Below are 15,360 nucleotides of genomic sequence, written 5' to 3'. Positions count from 1 at the left end.
GATAGTCGTTCGCAGTAACACGCCCGCCAGTTATCAAGCGGGGCCATTCATGCGTAACCTTCTCCTCCTCTCCACAGCCGCAGCCGCCTTCGGTTCGGCCCTGATCGTCCAGCCCGCGCGCGCCGAAGCGCCTGCCGCCACGCCGGCGGCCGAAGTCGATCCCGTCGTGGTCATCGGCACGCGCTCGCAGCGTCTGGCCTCCAATACGCCGGCGACGGTCAGCGTCATCGACGCCGCCCAGATCGAAACGATGCTGGCGACCGACATCAAGGACCTGATCCGGTTCGAGCCGGGCGTCAGCGTTCCCACCTCCCCTGCGCGTTTCAGCCTGGCCCTGTCCGGCGCAGGCCGCGACGCAAACTCCGGCTTCACCATTCGCGGCATGGGCGGCGACCGGGTGCTGATCATCAACGACGGCGTGCGTGTGCCCAACGGCTTCTCCTTCGGAGCCCAGGCGGTCGGTCGGGGCGGTTACAACGACCTGGACCTGGTCAAATCGGTCGAGATCCTGCGCGGCCCGGCCTCGGCGCTTTACGGCTCTGACGGCGTCGCCGGCGCCGTGGCCTTCACGACCAAGGACCCGTCCGACTTCCTGATCGGCGACCAGACCTTCGGCGCGCGCGGCCGCGTGGCCTATAACTCCGCCGACGAAGGCTGGACCGAGGGCGTGGCCCTCGCGGGTCGGTCGGGATCGCTGTCGGGCCTGTTGGCCTATACGCGTCGCGATGCGCAGGAGACCGAGAACAAGGGCTCGGTCGGCGGCGTCGGCGCGACCCGCACCGCACCGAACCCCCAGGACTTCAGCTCCAACGCCATACTGGGCAAACTGGTGTGGGAGGTGAACCCGAACCACACGCTGCGCCTGACCTATGACCATCTGGATTCGGAGATGGACGGCGACGCGCTGAGCAGCCGCTCGGCGACCGTTCTGGCCGTCACCGCCAAGGACGAAACCCAGCGCGACCGCGTCAGCGCGGACTGGCGCTTCCAGGACTTCGCCGGCCTCAGCGACGGCTCGGTCTCCTTGTACTGGCAGGACGCCACCACGCGTCAGTATACGTTCGAGGACCGCATCCCTGCGGTGGACCGCGTCCGCGACACCACCTTCGACAACACCGTCTATGGCTTCGCCGCCCAGGGCGCCCGCGTCTTCGGCGAGGGCGGCCAGGTTCAGCACCGCGTCACCGTCGGCGGCGACTGGTCGATGACCAAACAGGAAGGCATCCGCGACGGCGTGACCCCGCCGGTCGGCGAGACCTTCCCCATCCGCGCCTTCCCCAAAACCGAGTTCCAGTTGGCTGGCCTGTTCGTGCAGGACGAGATCGAGCTGCTGGACGGCGCGCTCAGCATCATCCCGGCCGTGCGCTATGACTGGTATGATCTGTCACCCAAGGTCGACGCCCAGTTCCCGGCGGCGGCTTCGGGCCAGAGCGACGATCACATCTCGCCCAAGCTGGGCGTGGTCTATTGGACCGGGGCGCACCTGGGCGTCTTCGCCAACTATAGCCTGGGCTTCCGCGCGCCGTCGCCGATGCAGGTGAACAACTTCTTCGAGAACCCCGTCTTCGGCTATCGCTCGATCCCGAACCCCAACCTGTCGCCCGAGACCAGCGAGAGCTTCGAGGCCGGTTTCCGTCTGCGCGACATCGACGTGGCGGGCGGCAAGATGCGGCTGAACACCACTGCCTTCGCCACCCACTATGACGACTTCATCGATCAGGTGGTGGTCAGCGGCACGGGCGTCCCCGGCGTCGATCCGCTGGTCTATCAGTACGTCAACCTGACCGAGGTGGACATCCGTGGCCTGGAGGCGCGCGCCGACATCTACTGGGACAATGGCTTCAGCCTGATCGGCTCGGCCGCATACGCCGAGGGCGAACAGACGACCGACGGACGTCGCTCCGAGCTGGGCAGCAGCGATCCGGTCAAGGTGGTCGCCGGCGTGAACTATGCCGCTCGGTCGGGCGTCTGGGGCGGTTCGGCGACGGTGACGTGGTCGGGCAAGAAGGACGACGCGACCTATGGCGGTCTGTCGTGTGGATCGGCCTGCTATCTGGGCGACAGCTTCACCCTGCTGGACCTGACGGCCTATTGGAACGTGACGGAGCGGGCGACGCTGCGGGCCGGCGCCTTCAACGTGTTCGACGAGACCTATGGCTGGTGGAGCGATGTGCGCGGCCTGTCCGCCGCCTCGACCGTCAAGGACGCCTACACCCAGCCGGGCCGCAACTTCGGCGTCTCCCTGACCCTGCGTCTGTAAGCGACCATGAAATCTTCCCACACCTCAAGGAGCCGCCCGATGCGCGCCATATTGATCGCCGCCGCCCTGCTGACGGCCACCGCCCCGACCGCACAGGCGTCGGACGCCGCCGCCCCGACCGCACAGGCCTCTGCGCCCGCCAGCGCCTTCGAACGGGATCGCCAGTCGATCCTGGCCCAGGCCGGCCAGTACCGCGTCCATTTCGACATGCGCGAAAACGTCAGCTTCCGCGCCGACTACGACCCATTGGAAGAGAAGCTGTCGGGCGGGAGCGAGATCGTCCGCGTCGTCTATGACAAGGGCGACCGCATCAGCCTGCAGCACATCCTGGTGATGGAGCATGAGGGCCAGGTCATGGTCATCAAACACTGGCGCCACGACTGGGTCTATCAGCCCCAAACGGTCCTGACCTATGCCGGGCCGAACCAGTGGACCCTGACGGCGGTGCCCGAAGCCGAGCGCGCGGGCGCCTGGTCCCAGACGGTTTGGCAGACTGACGATTCGCCCCGTTACGGCGGCGTCGGCCGTTGGACCTATGACAACGGCCTGTCTGCCTGGACCTCGAACGCCACGTGGAGGCCGCTGGCGCGTCGCGATGCGGTGCGCAACCCGGTCTATGATCGCTATATGGGGACCAACCGCCACATCCTGACGCCGGACGGCTGGGTCCATATCCAGGACAATATGAAGATGTCGGGCAAGGCCGGCGGCGAGCCTGTCGCCATCGTCCAGGAAGACGTCATCAACACCTATGACCGGTCCACCAGCTATTCGCCCCAGGCCGGCGACGACTACTGGACCAAAACGCAGGGCTTCTGGTCCGCCGTGCGGGACGCCTGGGACGCCGCCATCGCCGCCCATAATGGCGTCCATCTGCAGGAGATCGGCGAGACGGGTTCGGTCACCGGCACGCCGCTGATGGACCTGGCGCAACAGATCGCGGATGGCGAAACCACCGAGGCCGAGGCCGTCGCCAAGGCCCGCGTCCTGATCACCGAGGCCACGACGCCGCGCTGACCATCCCCAAGCGCGGAGCGTGAGACGGCGGCCGGTATCTCCGGTCGCCGTTTTTCGTTTCAGCTCAGGACGATGCGGCCATCAACGAGGCGGAAGGCCACGCCGGTGCGTTGGAACAGGCGCGCGATGACGGCCGACGGATCGGCCGCCCCCTGATCCAGCAACCGTTCCACATCCCCGCGCAGCGACGGATCGCGCGATGTCCGCGTCAGGGCCGTCAGCCATTCCTCGCGGCTCAGCACGCCGTCCGGCTGGCGCAGAAGGGGTTTCAGGAAGTCGAGCCAGTCCCCGCCCGTCCTTTGTTTCTGCGCGCCCTCTGCCGCCATGGCGAAGACGGCGCCGCACGCATAATAGGCGCGGTGTTCGCCCCGCGCGCCCGCCTGGGCGACCGGCTTCTTGGCCAGGTTCACACAATCATCTACCTCGGACTGAAGCTCGCTGCGGTCGTCATAGGCGGGGTCCAGACGCTTCAGCGCCCGCACCGCCATCAGGTCGGCGCCGCCCTCGGTGATCCAGGCCTCGTCGGCGAACTGATAGCGGACGGTCTGGCCCAGCCAGAAATGCGCCGCCTCATGGCCGATGAACCAGCGCGACCGCTCCATGATGTCGGGCTGGGCCGTGGTCACCCCGCGCCCCTCGAACGACATGACGATCAGACCGGGCAGGACGCTGCCGCCCATGCTGGTCATCTGTTCGGTCGGACCGTTCCAGGCCACCATGACGATGGGGGTGTCGCCGCCCGAACCCGGCGCACCCAGCCGGTCGCGGTAATATTGGCCGACACGCGGGGCGAAACCGCGAATCTCCTCGCCGATCCACGGCGGCAGGTTGGGGTCGATCACGGTCGACAACCCCTCGCCAGGCGTCACCGTCGCCTCGCCCAGCAGGACATAGCTGCGCTCGTCCATCGTGGTCAGTTGGTCATGCCGACGCCCATTGAACAGCACCGGCCCATTGTCGTCGCGCCAGGTCACCCGCGACGATCCACCATCCAGCGTCACCCGGTTGAGGTCGTCCGGCACATCCTCCGCCGCCTGGGCCGACGGCAGGGCGAAGACATCCAGTTGCCGCGTCGGCAGGGCGACCGCGCCGTTGGAGAACAGCAGGGTCGGATATTCGGCCTCCAGGTCCACCGCCTGGGGCCTGACGCGGAACCGCACCTCGCGCGGCACCGGGCCGCCGTCCGTGCTGCGAATGATGTCGTAGTGACCGCGCCGCTCCATCACCACGCCCGGCGTCTGCACCGTCCATTGGCGCGGCCGCCATGGCTGGCGCGAATCCGTCTCCAGCGCCGAATCCATGAAGGCCCAGACCGGAACGTCGCGACCGAAGCGATAGTCGATGTTCAGATGGTCGCCGTTGCGGGTCACGGTCACCTGGGGTGCGCTTTCATCCAGAACGGCTTGCCGCGAAACGGTCGGACCGGCCGCGCAGGCGCCTCCCATAAGAAGAACAACGGCGATGGCGGACGAAGCGAAGGCGTGGACGCGCAAGGGCGATCTCCTGAAGGATGGTCGGCGCGAAGCCTAGCGGTGCTGAACGCGCCGCGTCAGCTTACGGTTTCGTCAGGCTGACGCCCGTTCCAGGGCGCGACCCGCCGCCGCCAGTTCCCCGGCCATGACGGCCTTCAGCCGCTCGGGCGCCAGGATCTGCGCCTGCTCGCCCCAGGTGAACAGGTGCCAGGCCAGTTCGCGCATGCCCGAGGCGCGGAACCGCACGACGACCGCGCCGTCCGACTGATCCTCGAAACTCTGGGTCGGATGCCAGCGCCAGCTCTTCGCCTCGGCCGCGCCCTGGGGCGTAATCCGCAGCACGACGTCCTCGATCTCGTCCTGATAGATGCCGAAGGACTGGCTGGCGAAGACGCCCAGGTCGAAATCGGCGGGCGGGACGGCCAGCCCCTCCTGAGGGGCGACGTGGCTCATACGGTCCAGGCGGAAGGTCTGGATGCGGCCCGTCTCGCGGTCGGCGGCGACCAGATAGTTGGCGCGGCCGAACATGACGCCGCACGGCGCGACGCTACGCCGACGCGGTTCGGCCCCCGGGCGCGAATAGGTGAAGCCCAGCGGCTGCTGCGCCAGCACGGCGCCGCGAATGGCGGTCAGCATGGCCTCGTCCGCCGAGGGGCGCGGCCCGGCCTGAACGGCGATGGTCTCGGCCCGGACCAGGGCCTCAAGGTCCGGCGCCATCCGGTTCAGTGTGGTGGACCGCATCGCCGCCTTCAGCTTGCGCTCCAGTCCCTCCAGCGCCGTCGCCCGCGCCGGTTCGCCTGCGGCCCGCAGGGCGGACGCCGCCTTGGACAGTTCCAGCATCTCGGTCGCCGTCGGCGCCTGTTCGAAGGCCGACAGGCCGCCCCGGATACGCCAGCGTTTCGACGGCGGGTCCGACACCTCGTCCACCTGGGGAAACAGCATCATCACCGCGTCGCGCATCCGTTCGGCGGTGCGGCGGCCGACACGCATGTCGCGCGCCATTTCGTCGATGGACAGGCCTTCGGCGCTGGCGGCCATGCGCCGCGCCAGTTCGATCACCATCGCCGCCTTGTCGTGTCTCACCGTCGCCGCCGATCCATACGTCCGTTTCTGACGCAACAGTGCTTCATAACCCAATCATCGACAAGAGGCCGTCGCTTCAGGAGATCACATCATGGCTCGTTTCCAACCTACCCCTTCGCCTGCTCATTCGGCGATCAACGCCAGCCGCTACATCATCGTGCCGTGCGAGGCCGACGGCTCGTCCGACCTCGCCGTGATCTGGGACCGGCTGGAGGAACAGGTGGTCGACGTCATCTCGGCCGCCGCCAGCAGCCGCTATTCGGACGAGGACATGCTGTGGGACGAAGGCCGTGCAGGCGAGATGCAGTCGGAATGGCGGATGGCGGCCTAAAGGTTCAGGCCGCTTTCGGCTTGGTCCAGCGGTCGATCATCCTCTGCGCCGGCTGTTCGACCAGTCGGTGCGCGACGACCGCGACCGCCACGATGAAGCCGAACATGGCGACGGCGAACAGGTCGTTCAGCCAGACCGAGCCGAAATCGATGCGTCGCACCGGCACCCAGTCCAGCTTCCTGGCCACGATCATCATCACGGTCAGGATGAACATGTGGACCATGTAGATGGAAAACGACCACCGCCCCAGGGTGACCAACGCCGGATGATCCAGCACGCGTGACAGCGCGCCGTCCTCGCCCGCGAAGACCCAGATCAGGACCACGAAGACCAGGGTGACGGCCACGGTGATCGGCCCCTGAGCATAGCCGATGAAGACGCAGGCCGCCACGATGGCCGCGACCTCCAGCACCGTCGCGGCGCCGCCCTTGAGGCGGGGAATGCGCGTCCAAAGCCCCTGCAGCAGACAGCCCAGGAAAAAGCCGTAGACGGCGCGCGGCACGGCGAAGTCATAGGTCGTGTTCATCCAGCGCCGGGCGTAGCTGACAACCAGCACGCCCCCGATGATCGCCAGAACCAGACCGATCCAGCGGAACCGTTTCGGCGCGACCAGCACCAGGCCGGCGAAGATCAGATAGCAGGCCCATTCGGCGCTGAGCGTCCAGGCCGGCCCGTTCCAGGTCAGATAGGGATGCACATGCCAGGCCTGGATCAGCGCCAGGTTAGTGAAGATCGCCTCGATCGACCGGTCCCGCGTGAACGGCGGCGCGCTGTCGAAATAAAACACCAGCCGCGCCAGCTCCAGCCCGACGAAGGCCGCCAGCATCAGCAAGTGCAGCGGCCAGATCCGCCCGAACCGCCGCACCATGAACCGCCCGGCGTCCCGCCCCGACGTCAACCGGTTCGCATAGGCGTGGGCGATGACGAAGCCCGACAGCACGAAGAAATAATCGACGAACAGATAAGAGTGCTGGATGAAACCCCAATCGCGCCAATGGCTTGCCACCGGCATATGGAACATCACCACAAGGATGGCGCACACCCCACGCAGGGAATCCAAGGCCTCGAAACGGCGGTGGGCGACGGGGGCGGGTTTGGACAGGGCGTTCACGGACGCGTGATAGCGCCGGTCAAGGTTACGCGATAGGGGTTTCGGCGATGGGCGAGATGATGGGCGGCGCCAACGATCTCCGACGCCCCCTCTTCCTGCCCGTCATCCTAGGCCTTGTGCCTAGGATCCAGACTCCCTGTGCTCGACGCCGTGCCCAGCGGAAAAGCTCGTGTTTATGGATCCTAGGCACAAGGCCTAGGATGACGACCGTGGGAGATCACAGCCCCTTCACGATCCCCTCGACCATCTTCTTGGCGTCGGCGAACAGCATCATGGTGTTGTCGCGGAAGAACAGCTCGTTCTCGACGCCGGCGTAGCCCGAGCCCATGCCGCGCTTGATGAACAGGACCGTGCCGGCCTTTTCAACGTCCAGGATAGGCATGCCGTAGATGGCGCTGGTGGGGTCGGTCTTGGCGGCGGGGTTGGTGACGTCGTTGGCGCCGATGACGAAGGCGACGTCGGCGGTGGCGAACTCGGCGTTGATGTCCTCCAGCTCGAACACCTCGTCATAGGGGACGTTGGCCTCGGCCAGAAGCACGTTCATATGGCCCGGCATCCGGCCGGCGACGGGGTGGATGGCGTATTTCACCTCGACACCCTCCTCCTTCAGCTTGTCGGCCATTTCGCGAAGGGCATGCTGGGCCTGGGCCACGGCCATGCCGTAGCCGGGGACGATGATGACCTTGGACGCGTTCTTCATGATGAAGGCGGCGTCCTCGGCCGAGCCCTGTTTGACCGGCCGCGTCTCCTTGGCGCCGGCGGGACCGGCCGCCGCGTCCGCGCCGCCGAAACCGCCCAGGATGACGCTGATGAAGCTGCGGTTCATGCCCTTGCACATGATGTAGCTGAGGATCGCGCCCGACGACCCGACCAGGGCGCCGGTGATGATCAGGGCGATGTTCTCCAGCGTGAAGCCCAGGGCCGCCGCCGCCCAGCCGGAATAGGAGTTCAGCATCGAGACCACCACCGGCATGTCGGCCCCGCCGATGGGGATGATCAGGGTCGCGCCCAGGATCAGGGCGATCAGGAAGACGCCCCAGAAGGCCCAGGTCGCCGCGCCGTTGGTGCCGATCAGAATACCGATCAGCAAGACCAGCCCTAGCGCCAGGCCGACGTTGATCAGATGCCGAGCGGGGAGGATGATCGGCGCGCCGCTCATGTTGCCGTTCAGCTTGGCGAAGGCGATGACCGAGCCGGTGAAGGTGATGGCCCCGATGGCGACGCCGAGGGACAGCTCGATGATCGACAGGGTCTTGATGCCCGTCCCGTCGTCGGTGAGGATTCCGAAGGCCTCAGGCGCATAGACAGCGCCGATGGCGACTAGGCAGGCGGCCATGCCGACCAGGCTGTGGAAGGCGGCGACCAGTTGCGGCATGTCGGTCATGGCGACCCGCTTGGCGATCAGGGCGCCGGTCCCGCCGCCGACGATGACCCCGCCCGCGATCAGGGCCAGGGTCACGGTGTCCAACGCGCCCGTCGTGCCGAGCGTCAGCAGGGTCACGCCAATGGCCAGGGCCATGCCGATCATGCCGAAGGTGTTGCCCTGGCGGCTGGTCTCGGGGCTGGACAGCCCCCGCAGCGACAGGATGAACAGGACGCCCGAAACCAGATAGGCCAGTGCAGCCAGCGATGCGTTCATCACGCCCCTCCCCTCAAGACGTGCGCGCCAGCCGCCACAGGGCGGCGGCGATGAACAACGGGCCGATGAAGAACAGGGCCCATTCGAAGACGCCCAACGGCCGGTCCTGGGTCACGACCCGGACCAGAATGGCCGAAAACACAAGGGCGATGCCGCAGTCATGTAGCCGCTGGCGCTTGATCGGAACCTTGGTCCCGAACCAGCCGTACAGCCACAGGCCGAAACCGACGCCGGTGGCGACCCAGGAGCCGGTGATGGCGATCTGCGCGGCGTCCGTCACGAAGACGCCTCAGAGGACGCGGCCTTGGGCGCCGGCCGCTCCTTCTTCTTGTACATGGCCAGCATCCGCCGCGTGACCATGAAGCCGCCGAAGATGTTGACGCTGGCCAGGGTCACGGCCAGCACGCCCGCCCCCTTGGCGATCCAGGCGCTGGGGCCGGTCGCGTCGCCCGACACGGCCGCCGCCGCGATCAGGCCGCCGACGATGATGACGCTGGAAATGGCGTTGGTCACGGCCATAAGCGGCGTGTGCAGGGCCGGCGTCACGCTCCAGACGACATAATAGCCGACGAAGATCGCCAGCACGAAGATGGCCAGGCGGAAGACGGTGGGGTCGACGTGTTCCATGGTCAGTTTCCCTGCGAACTATGAGAAGCGGCTGGATCGTTCGACGGCTCGAAGCCCATGCGACGCGCCAACAAGACCCAAGCGCCGATGGCCGGTACGATCAGAATCATCGCAACGACGCTCCAAGAAAGCAGAGTCAGGGCAACGCCGGCTGTCAGGCCCACGCAGATCCCGACGTGGATAGGAAACGTCCTCATGGCGTAAAGCGGTCCAGCATCGGCAGGCGGAGCAGGATTGCGCGGCGGGGCGCACAATGTCGCGAGACGCGGCGCAACGACTGACGCCAAGGCGCCGAGAACGAAGATGCCGACGACAAAGGCAGCCAACTGGCCGAGCAATGGAAGCGCATCGCGGAGATAGTCCCAGATAGACGCACCCGAATGATTTGCAGCAAACTGCTCCCAATCAAGGGACACCATATTCCCGAGAACGAGCAGCCAGATCACGCCAAAGAAGAGTTTGCCCGCACGGGATTTCATCCCCTCACCCCTTCATGCACGACGGCCCCGGCATTGGTGACCACCGCCGCCTTCAGGATTTCATCCTCCAGATCGACCGCCAGAACGCCGTCCTTAATCAGCAGGCCGACGAAGGCGGACAGGTTGCGGGCGTAGAGGTCGCTGGCGTCGGCTGCGATGCGGCCGGGCAGGTTGGCCCAGCCGACGATGGTGACGCCGTTCGCGGTGGTCACGACCTCGTTCAGCTTGGAGCCCTCAACATTGCCGCCCGCCTCGACCGCCAGGTCGATGATGACCGAGCCGGGCTTCATCGAGGCGACGTGCGCCGCCGTCAGCAGCACCGGCGCCGCCCGACCGGGGATCAGGGCCGTCGTGATGACGATGTCCTGCTTGAGCACGTGGGTCGCGGTCAGTTCGGCCTGTTTGGCCTGGTATTCCGCCGACATCGGCTTGGCGTAGCCGCCGGCGGTCTGGGCGTTCTTGAACTCCTCGTCCTCGACGGCCAGGAATTTGGCGCCCAGGCTTTCGACTTGTTCCTTGGTGGCCGGGCGGACGTCGGTTGCGGTGACGACGGCGCCCAAACGACGCGCAGTGGCGATGGCCTGAAGTCCGGCGACGCCCACGCCCATGATGAAACATTTGGCCGGGGCGACCGTGCCGGCCGCCGTCATCATCATCGGGAAGCCCTTGCCATAGGCGTAGGCCGCCTCGATCACCGCACGGTATCCGGCCAGGTTCGCCTGGGACGACAGCACGTCCATGACCTGGGCGCGGGTGATGCGGGGCACGAACTCCATGGCGAAGGCGGTGGCGTTCGCGCCGGTCAGGGCCTCGACTGTCGCCTTGTCGCGATAAGCATCCAGCATGGCGACGACGATCGCGCCGGGCTTCAGCGCGCTGGTCTCCTGGGCCGTGGGGCCGCGCACCTTCAGCACGATGTCGGCGCCGTCCAGCACGGCGCGGGTATCCGGCTTCACCGTCGCGCCGGCGGCCGCGTAGTCCGCGTCGGGAATGGAGGAGCCCAGGCCCGTCCCGGCCTCGACCGTGACGGTGGCGCCCAGGGCGATCAGCTTCTTGACCGTCTCGGGCGTGACGGCGCAGCGCGTCTCGCCTTCGCGACGTTCACGGGTGACGGCGATAGCGACGGCCAAGCGAATCCCCTCGTTCTTTTCGTTGAACGAAGGTTAGGCCGTTCCGGCGCAAGCCGTCAAAGCACGGTTATGCCAAAGCTTGGCCAGGTCGCGTGATTTCAGACCGCCGCAGCGGTAAATCGCGCAACCGATGAAGAGATCAGTGCGCGGCGTCCGGCTTGGACTTCAGCGCCACGAAGCCGGCGCCGCCCAGAACCACCGCGCCGATGACGGCGGCGATGAAGCTGCCGCCCGGATGGAACCAGAGGGTCAGGAACAGCAGGAGGACCGCGATGCCCAGGCTGCCCCACTTGGCCAGGTTCAGGAACAGGCTGTAGGTCGAGACCTGCTCGCGCACTTCCATATGGCCGTGCAGATAGGCTTGCGCATCAGCGTCGGCAGGTGCGTTGGCGGTGTCGTGCAGGTCGGCCATGCGTTGAATCCCCTCGTCGTTATCGCGGACTTACACCGAGGCGCCCGCCCCGCTCAAGCCCGCAGTCATGCCTTGATCAGGCCAGCGCCTCGAACTGATCCACCAGACGCTCCAGCCTCTGGCAGCCCACGCTCCAGAAGGCCGGGTCGCGCGGGTCCAGGCCGAACGGCTTCAGCGCCTCGACATAGGTGCGCGATCCGCCGCCGGCCAATAGCTCGCGATACAGTGGCGTGAAGCCCGTCGGATCGTTGCGCCGCGCCTCCATCAGGGCCGCCACCAGCAGATCGCCGAACGCATAGGCGTAAACATAGAACGGCGAATGGACGAAGTGGCTGACGTAGGCCCACCAGTGTTCATAGCCGGGGTTCAGCTTGACCGACGGCCCCAGCGAGGCGGCCATCTCCTCCAGCCACAGCTGGTTGATGCGCTGCTGCGACACCTCGCCCTGCAGGCGCTCGTCGTGGAATCGGGTCTCGAAACGGTGGAAGGCGATCTGGCGCACGACGGTGTTCAGCCCGTCCTCGATCCGGCCGGCCAGCAGGCCGCGCTGTTCCGACTTGGGCGCCGTCGCCAGCAGGCGATCGAACGTCAGACCCTCGGCGAAGATGGACGCGGTTTCAGCCAAGGTCAGCGGCGTGTCGGCCAGAAGCGTGCCCTGATCGGCCGCGAGCGTCTGGTGGACGCCATGCCCCAGTTCGTGCGCCAGGGTCAGGACGTCGCGCCGCTCGCCCATCCAGTTCAGGAAGACATAGGGGTGGCGGTCGGCGGTGACGGGGTGGGCGTAGGCGCCCGACTGCTTGCCCGCCCGCGCCCGACCGTCGATCCACGGCTTGTCGAAGAAGCCGCCCGCCCGGTCGGCGAAATCGCCGCCCAGGTCCGAGAAACTGTCCAGCACGATCTCGCGCCCCTGGGTCCAGGTGAAGGCGCGTGGCGCAGTGGTCTCGATGGGGGCGTTGCGATCCCAATGGTCCAGCCGCGCCTTGCCCATCGCCTTGGCCTTCAGCGCATAATAGCGATGCGACAGGCGCGGATAGGCGGCGGCGACAGCCTCGGCCATGGCGTCCACGGCCTCGCCGTCAACCTCGTTGCCCAGGTGGCGGCTGTCGGCCGGACGTTTGAAACCGCGCCAGCGATCCTCCATCGCCTTGTCGGCGGCGACGGTGTTCAGCACCAGGGCCAAAGTCGGGGCGCGGGCGGCCAAAGCTTCCGACAGGCCCTCGGCGGCGGCCTTGCGGCGCGCAGGCTTGGCGTCAGACAGACGGTTCAGCGCCTCGGCCAGGGTCAGGCTTTCGCTGCCCGCTTTCGCACGCAGCGCGGCCAGCTGCTCATCGAACAGACGCGGCCATTGGGCGGTGATCGGGCCGCGCTCGGCGATGAAGGTCTCCAGCTCGGACGACAGCTCATGCGGCTTCATCGCCCGCACCCGCCGCAACCACGGCCGCCAGCGCGCCGCGCCGGCGTGGGCGGTCAGGGCGGCCTCCAGCGCCGAGTCGTCGATCTGATTGATCTCCAGCGTCAGCCAGACGGTGGGGGTGGCGATGGCGGTGATCTTCTCGCGCACATCGGCCTCGAACCCCTGGGCCGTCGCATCGTCGCGCGCGGTCGAGGCCGAGAGGAAGGCATAGGCGCCCAGCGCGCCCAGCACGTCCGACGCCTGCTCATACAGATGGATGGCCCGGTCCAGCACGGCGCCCAGGCCGGCGGCGTCCTGTTCGGCGGCCAGTTTCCCCTTCAACCCATTCAGCGAATCCACCAGGCCCCGCGCCTTTTCCAGGTCGGCCGCGACCTTGGCGTCGTCGCGCGAGGCGTAGAGGTCGGTCAGGTCCCACAGCGGGGCTTCGGTGCTGGGCGTCTTGAAGGGAGCGTTCATGACCCCTGTTCTGGGGATGTCGGACGACGGCTGCAACCTTCCGCCACGCTTTCTCGACGATGCCAGCCGTGCAATCCTGCGTTTTGGAGACATGTGAATGACCGAGACGACGCATCAAGACACCGGCCGCACAGGCCTGGGCGGGGCGTCCGGCCTGTTCGCGATTCGGTTGGCGACCGGTTTGGTCCAAGGCTTGGCGCTTTATCTGCTGTATCTGGCGGCCGACAAGAATGCCTGGCCCGAGACCCAGCCAGCCCTGTTCGGCGCCTTGGCCCTGGCGGCGGGTTATGGTCCCGTGGTCGTGCTGGCGGCGGCGGGGCGGATTAAGCCGCTGGCCCTAGCCCTGTGGACGGGCGTGGCTGCGGTGGTTCTGGCCTTGCTGGGCGCACACGACGTAGCGCGTCAGTCGGCGGACGCCTTCCGTCAGGCGCCCTTCCTCAGCTTCCCGGTCCTGGCGTTCGGCGCGGCGGCCCTGTTCATCGCCCATCACCTGATCGTCCCGGCGATCCGCGAACGGCGCTGGATCGTCGACTATCCCGAGTATTTCGATGTGGCCTGGAAGGCCGGGGTGCAACTGGCCCTGTCTCTGGGGTTCACTGGCGCCTTCTGGCTGCTGCTGCATCTGGGCGCGGCCCTGTTCAAGATGATCGGCCTCAGCTTCCTGCAGGATATCCTGCGCGAAGCCTGGTTTTCCATCCCCGTCACGGTCCTGATCTTCGCCACGGCGGTCCAGCTGACCGACGTGCGCGACGGTCTGATCCGGGGCGTGCGGACGGTGGCCCTGATGCTGCTGTCGTGGCTGCTGCTGGTGATCACCGTGCTGGTCGGCGGCTTCCTGGCGGCCCTGCCCTTCACCGGCCTGGACGGCCTGTGGGAGACGCGCAGCGCCACGGCCCTGGTCCTGTCGGCCGCCGCCGCCCTGATCGTGCTGATCAACACGGCCTATCAGGACGGGCGGCCCGACAATCTGCCGCCGGTCGTGCTGAAGTACGGTGTGCGCGTCGCCTCGGTGTTGATCGCGCCTCTGGTCATCCTGGCCCTGTGGGGACTGGGCCTGCGGATCGGCCAGCACGGCCTGACGCCCGACCGGATCATCGCCGCCGCCTGCGCCCTGGTGGGAGCGGTCTATGGCGTGGGCTATCTGCTGGCGGCGGCGAAGCCTGGCGGCTGGATGAAGCCGCTGGAGCGGACCAATGTCGTCGCCGCCGTCCTGTCGGTTCTGGTCATCCTGGCCCTGTTCAGCCCCCTGGCCGATCCCGCCATGATGTCGGTGAAGGATCAGATCGCGCGTCTGGAACGCGGCGCGGTCTCGGCGCGGGACTTCGACTATGATTTCCTGAGGTTCGAGAGCGGCAAGGTGGGGACGGCCGCCCTTGATGTGTTGACGCGATCCGCCAATGCCGAAACCGCGCGCCTGGCCCGCGCGGCCAAGGCCCGTGACTATCGTTCGGGCTCCACGCCACGCGATCGCCGCGACCGCGCGACGGCCATTCGGCTCCAGCCCGCGCTCGGCCAGACCATCCCCGCCAGCTTCACCGAGCAGCTCGAACGCCAGGTCGATCAGCTGTTCAACTGCACGAGCGACAGTCCGTGCACCGTGCGGACGCTGGATCTGGACGGCGACGGCCGAGAGGATGTGCTGGTGGCGATGGCGCGGACGGTCCTGGCCTATGATCAGGACGCCGAGGGGCAATGGCGCCTCGCCGCCCGCTATGAAGTTTCGTGCAGCCGCAACGCCGAGGCCCTGGAATCGGCTCTGAGCACCGGCGTGACCACGGCCCCGGCCGCCCTGCCAGACCTGGTCGTCGGCGGCCAGAAACTGCAGGCGTCTCCCGAGATTCGGTGCGACGATACTCGCCGTCGTTAACGCGGCGGACACCATGCCCTCTCACTCGATTTTCACCTCGACTTCCTAGAAATCGTCCCGAA

General features: G+C 67.2%; 14 protein-coding genes. 4 read left to right on the top strand and 10 right to left on the bottom strand.

Going from position 1 to position 15,360, the window contains the following annotated elements:
- Positions 1 to 49 precede the first annotated feature (49 nt).
- Together ACQY72_RS15105 and ACQY72_RS15100 are read left to right on the top strand one after the other, a co-directional pair.
- Entirely contained in the window at positions 50 to 2,260 is a 2,211-nt protein-coding gene (locus ACQY72_RS15105) for a TonB-dependent hemoglobin/transferrin/lactoferrin family receptor (protein WP_428154576.1), read from the top strand.
- 39 nt (positions 2,261 to 2,299) lie between these two features.
- Positions 2,300 to 3,277 carry a DUF6607 family protein gene (locus ACQY72_RS15100; RefSeq protein WP_428154574.1) on the top strand — a complete coding sequence of 326 codons (978 nt, stop codon included), beginning with the start codon at positions 2,300 to 2,302 and terminating at the stop codon, positions 3,275 to 3,277.
- 59 nt (positions 3,278 to 3,336) lie between these two features.
- On the opposite strand, the gene ACQY72_RS15095 is transcribed toward ACQY72_RS15100, so the two are convergent.
- Together ACQY72_RS15095 and ACQY72_RS15090 are read right to left on the bottom strand one after the other, a co-directional pair.
- Positions 3,337 to 4,770, bottom strand: a complete 1,434-nt coding sequence (locus ACQY72_RS15095; protein WP_428154572.1) for a hypothetical protein — start codon at positions 4,768 to 4,770, stop codon at positions 3,337 to 3,339.
- 72 nt (positions 4,771 to 4,842) lie between these two features.
- The gene (locus ACQY72_RS15090) at positions 4,843 to 5,832 is read right to left on the bottom strand and encodes a helix-turn-helix transcriptional regulator (protein ID WP_428154571.1); all 990 of its coding nucleotides are present in this window, start codon (positions 5,830 to 5,832) and stop codon (positions 4,843 to 4,845) included.
- Between the two features lie 91 nt (positions 5,833 to 5,923).
- Between ACQY72_RS15090 and ACQY72_RS15085 the strand changes: the two genes are divergently transcribed.
- Positions 5,924 to 6,163, top strand: coding sequence for a hypothetical protein (locus ACQY72_RS15085; RefSeq protein ID WP_428154569.1), 240 nt, complete (start codon positions 5,924 to 5,926; stop codon positions 6,161 to 6,163).
- 4 nt (positions 6,164 to 6,167) lie between these two features.
- Here ACQY72_RS15085 and ACQY72_RS15080 read toward each other — a convergent pair whose 3' ends face one another.
- From ACQY72_RS15080 to ACQY72_RS15045, 8 genes are all read right to left on the bottom strand, one after another.
- Complete coding sequence (locus ACQY72_RS15080) at positions 6,168 to 7,274, bottom strand: acyltransferase family protein (RefSeq protein WP_428154567.1); 1,107 nt, start codon at positions 7,272 to 7,274, stop codon at positions 6,168 to 6,170.
- A 217-nt stretch (positions 7,275 to 7,491) separates the two neighbouring features.
- On the bottom strand, positions 7,492 to 8,913 hold the full coding sequence (locus ACQY72_RS15075; RefSeq protein ID WP_428154566.1) for an NAD(P)(+) transhydrogenase (Re/Si-specific) subunit beta: 1,422 nt from the start codon (positions 8,911 to 8,913) through the stop codon (positions 7,492 to 7,494).
- A 13-nt stretch (positions 8,914 to 8,926) separates the two neighbouring features.
- Entirely contained in the window at positions 8,927 to 9,193 is a 267-nt protein-coding gene (locus ACQY72_RS15070) for a hypothetical protein (protein ID WP_372693433.1), read from the bottom strand.
- Positions 9,190 to 9,540 carry an NAD(P) transhydrogenase subunit alpha gene (locus ACQY72_RS15065; protein WP_428154564.1) on the bottom strand — a complete coding sequence of 117 codons (351 nt, stop codon included), beginning with the start codon at positions 9,538 to 9,540 and terminating at the stop codon, positions 9,190 to 9,192. The genes ACQY72_RS15070 and ACQY72_RS15065 overlap by 4 nt, the downstream gene beginning before the upstream one ends.
- A gap of 2 nt (positions 9,541 to 9,542) precedes the next feature.
- On the bottom strand, positions 9,543 to 10,019 hold the full coding sequence (locus ACQY72_RS15060; protein ID WP_428154562.1) for a hypothetical protein: 477 nt from the start codon (positions 10,017 to 10,019) through the stop codon (positions 9,543 to 9,545).
- Positions 10,016 to 11,149, bottom strand: coding sequence for a Re/Si-specific NAD(P)(+) transhydrogenase subunit alpha (locus ACQY72_RS15055; protein ID WP_428154560.1), 1,134 nt, complete (start codon positions 11,147 to 11,149; stop codon positions 10,016 to 10,018). Before ACQY72_RS15055 ends, ACQY72_RS15060 begins: the two co-directional genes overlap by 4 nt.
- 139 nt (positions 11,150 to 11,288) lie before the next feature.
- Entirely contained in the window at positions 11,289 to 11,561 is a 273-nt protein-coding gene (locus tag ACQY72_RS15050) for an aa3-type cytochrome c oxidase subunit IV (protein WP_428154558.1), read from the bottom strand.
- 76 nt (positions 11,562 to 11,637) lie between these two features.
- Positions 11,638 to 13,431: a M3 family oligoendopeptidase gene (locus ACQY72_RS15045; protein WP_428154557.1), complete on the bottom strand. Its 1,794-nt coding sequence runs from the start codon at positions 13,429 to 13,431 to the stop codon at positions 11,638 to 11,640.
- 97 nt (positions 13,432 to 13,528) lie between these two features.
- Between ACQY72_RS15045 and ACQY72_RS15040 the strand changes: the two genes are divergently transcribed.
- Positions 13,529 to 15,298: a DUF4153 domain-containing protein gene (locus ACQY72_RS15040; RefSeq protein ID WP_428154555.1), complete on the top strand. Its 1,770-nt coding sequence runs from the start codon at positions 13,529 to 13,531 to the stop codon at positions 15,296 to 15,298.
- Positions 15,299 to 15,360: the final 62 nt, after the last annotated feature.

The organism is Brevundimonas sp. (assembly GCF_965279155.1).
GTDB lineage: Bacteria > Pseudomonadota > Alphaproteobacteria > Caulobacterales > Caulobacteraceae > Brevundimonas.
This window is presented reverse-complemented; position numbering and strand designations above follow the sequence as displayed.

Excerpts from the sequence above, each read along its gene's own strand:
- ACQY72_RS15100 (WP_428154574.1), top strand. The coding sequence starts at position 2,300 with ATGCGCGCCATATTGATCGCCGCCGCCCTGCTGACGGCCACCGCCCCG.
- ACQY72_RS15075 (WP_428154566.1), bottom strand. The coding sequence starts at position 8,913 with ATGAACGCATCGCTGGCTGCACTGGCCTATCTGGTTTCGGGCGTCCTG.
- ACQY72_RS15050 (WP_428154558.1), bottom strand. The coding sequence starts at position 11,561 with ATGGCCGACCTGCACGACACCGCCAACGCACCTGCCGACGCTGATGCG.
- ACQY72_RS15045 (WP_428154557.1), bottom strand. The coding sequence starts at position 13,431 with ATGAACGCTCCCTTCAAGACGCCCAGCACCGAAGCCCCGCTGTGGGAC.
- ACQY72_RS15065 (WP_428154564.1), bottom strand. The coding sequence starts at position 9,540 with ATGGAACACGTCGACCCCACCGTCTTCCGCCTGGCCATCTTCGTGCTG.
- ACQY72_RS15060 (WP_428154562.1), bottom strand. The coding sequence starts at position 10,019 with ATGAAATCCCGTGCGGGCAAACTCTTCTTTGGCGTGATCTGGCTGCTC.
- ACQY72_RS15105 (WP_428154576.1), top strand. The coding sequence starts at position 50 with ATGCGTAACCTTCTCCTCCTCTCCACAGCCGCAGCCGCCTTCGGTTCG.
- ACQY72_RS15040 (WP_428154555.1), top strand. The coding sequence starts at position 13,529 with ATGACCGAGACGACGCATCAAGACACCGGCCGCACAGGCCTGGGCGGG.
- ACQY72_RS15085 (WP_428154569.1), top strand. The coding sequence starts at position 5,924 with ATGGCTCGTTTCCAACCTACCCCTTCGCCTGCTCATTCGGCGATCAAC.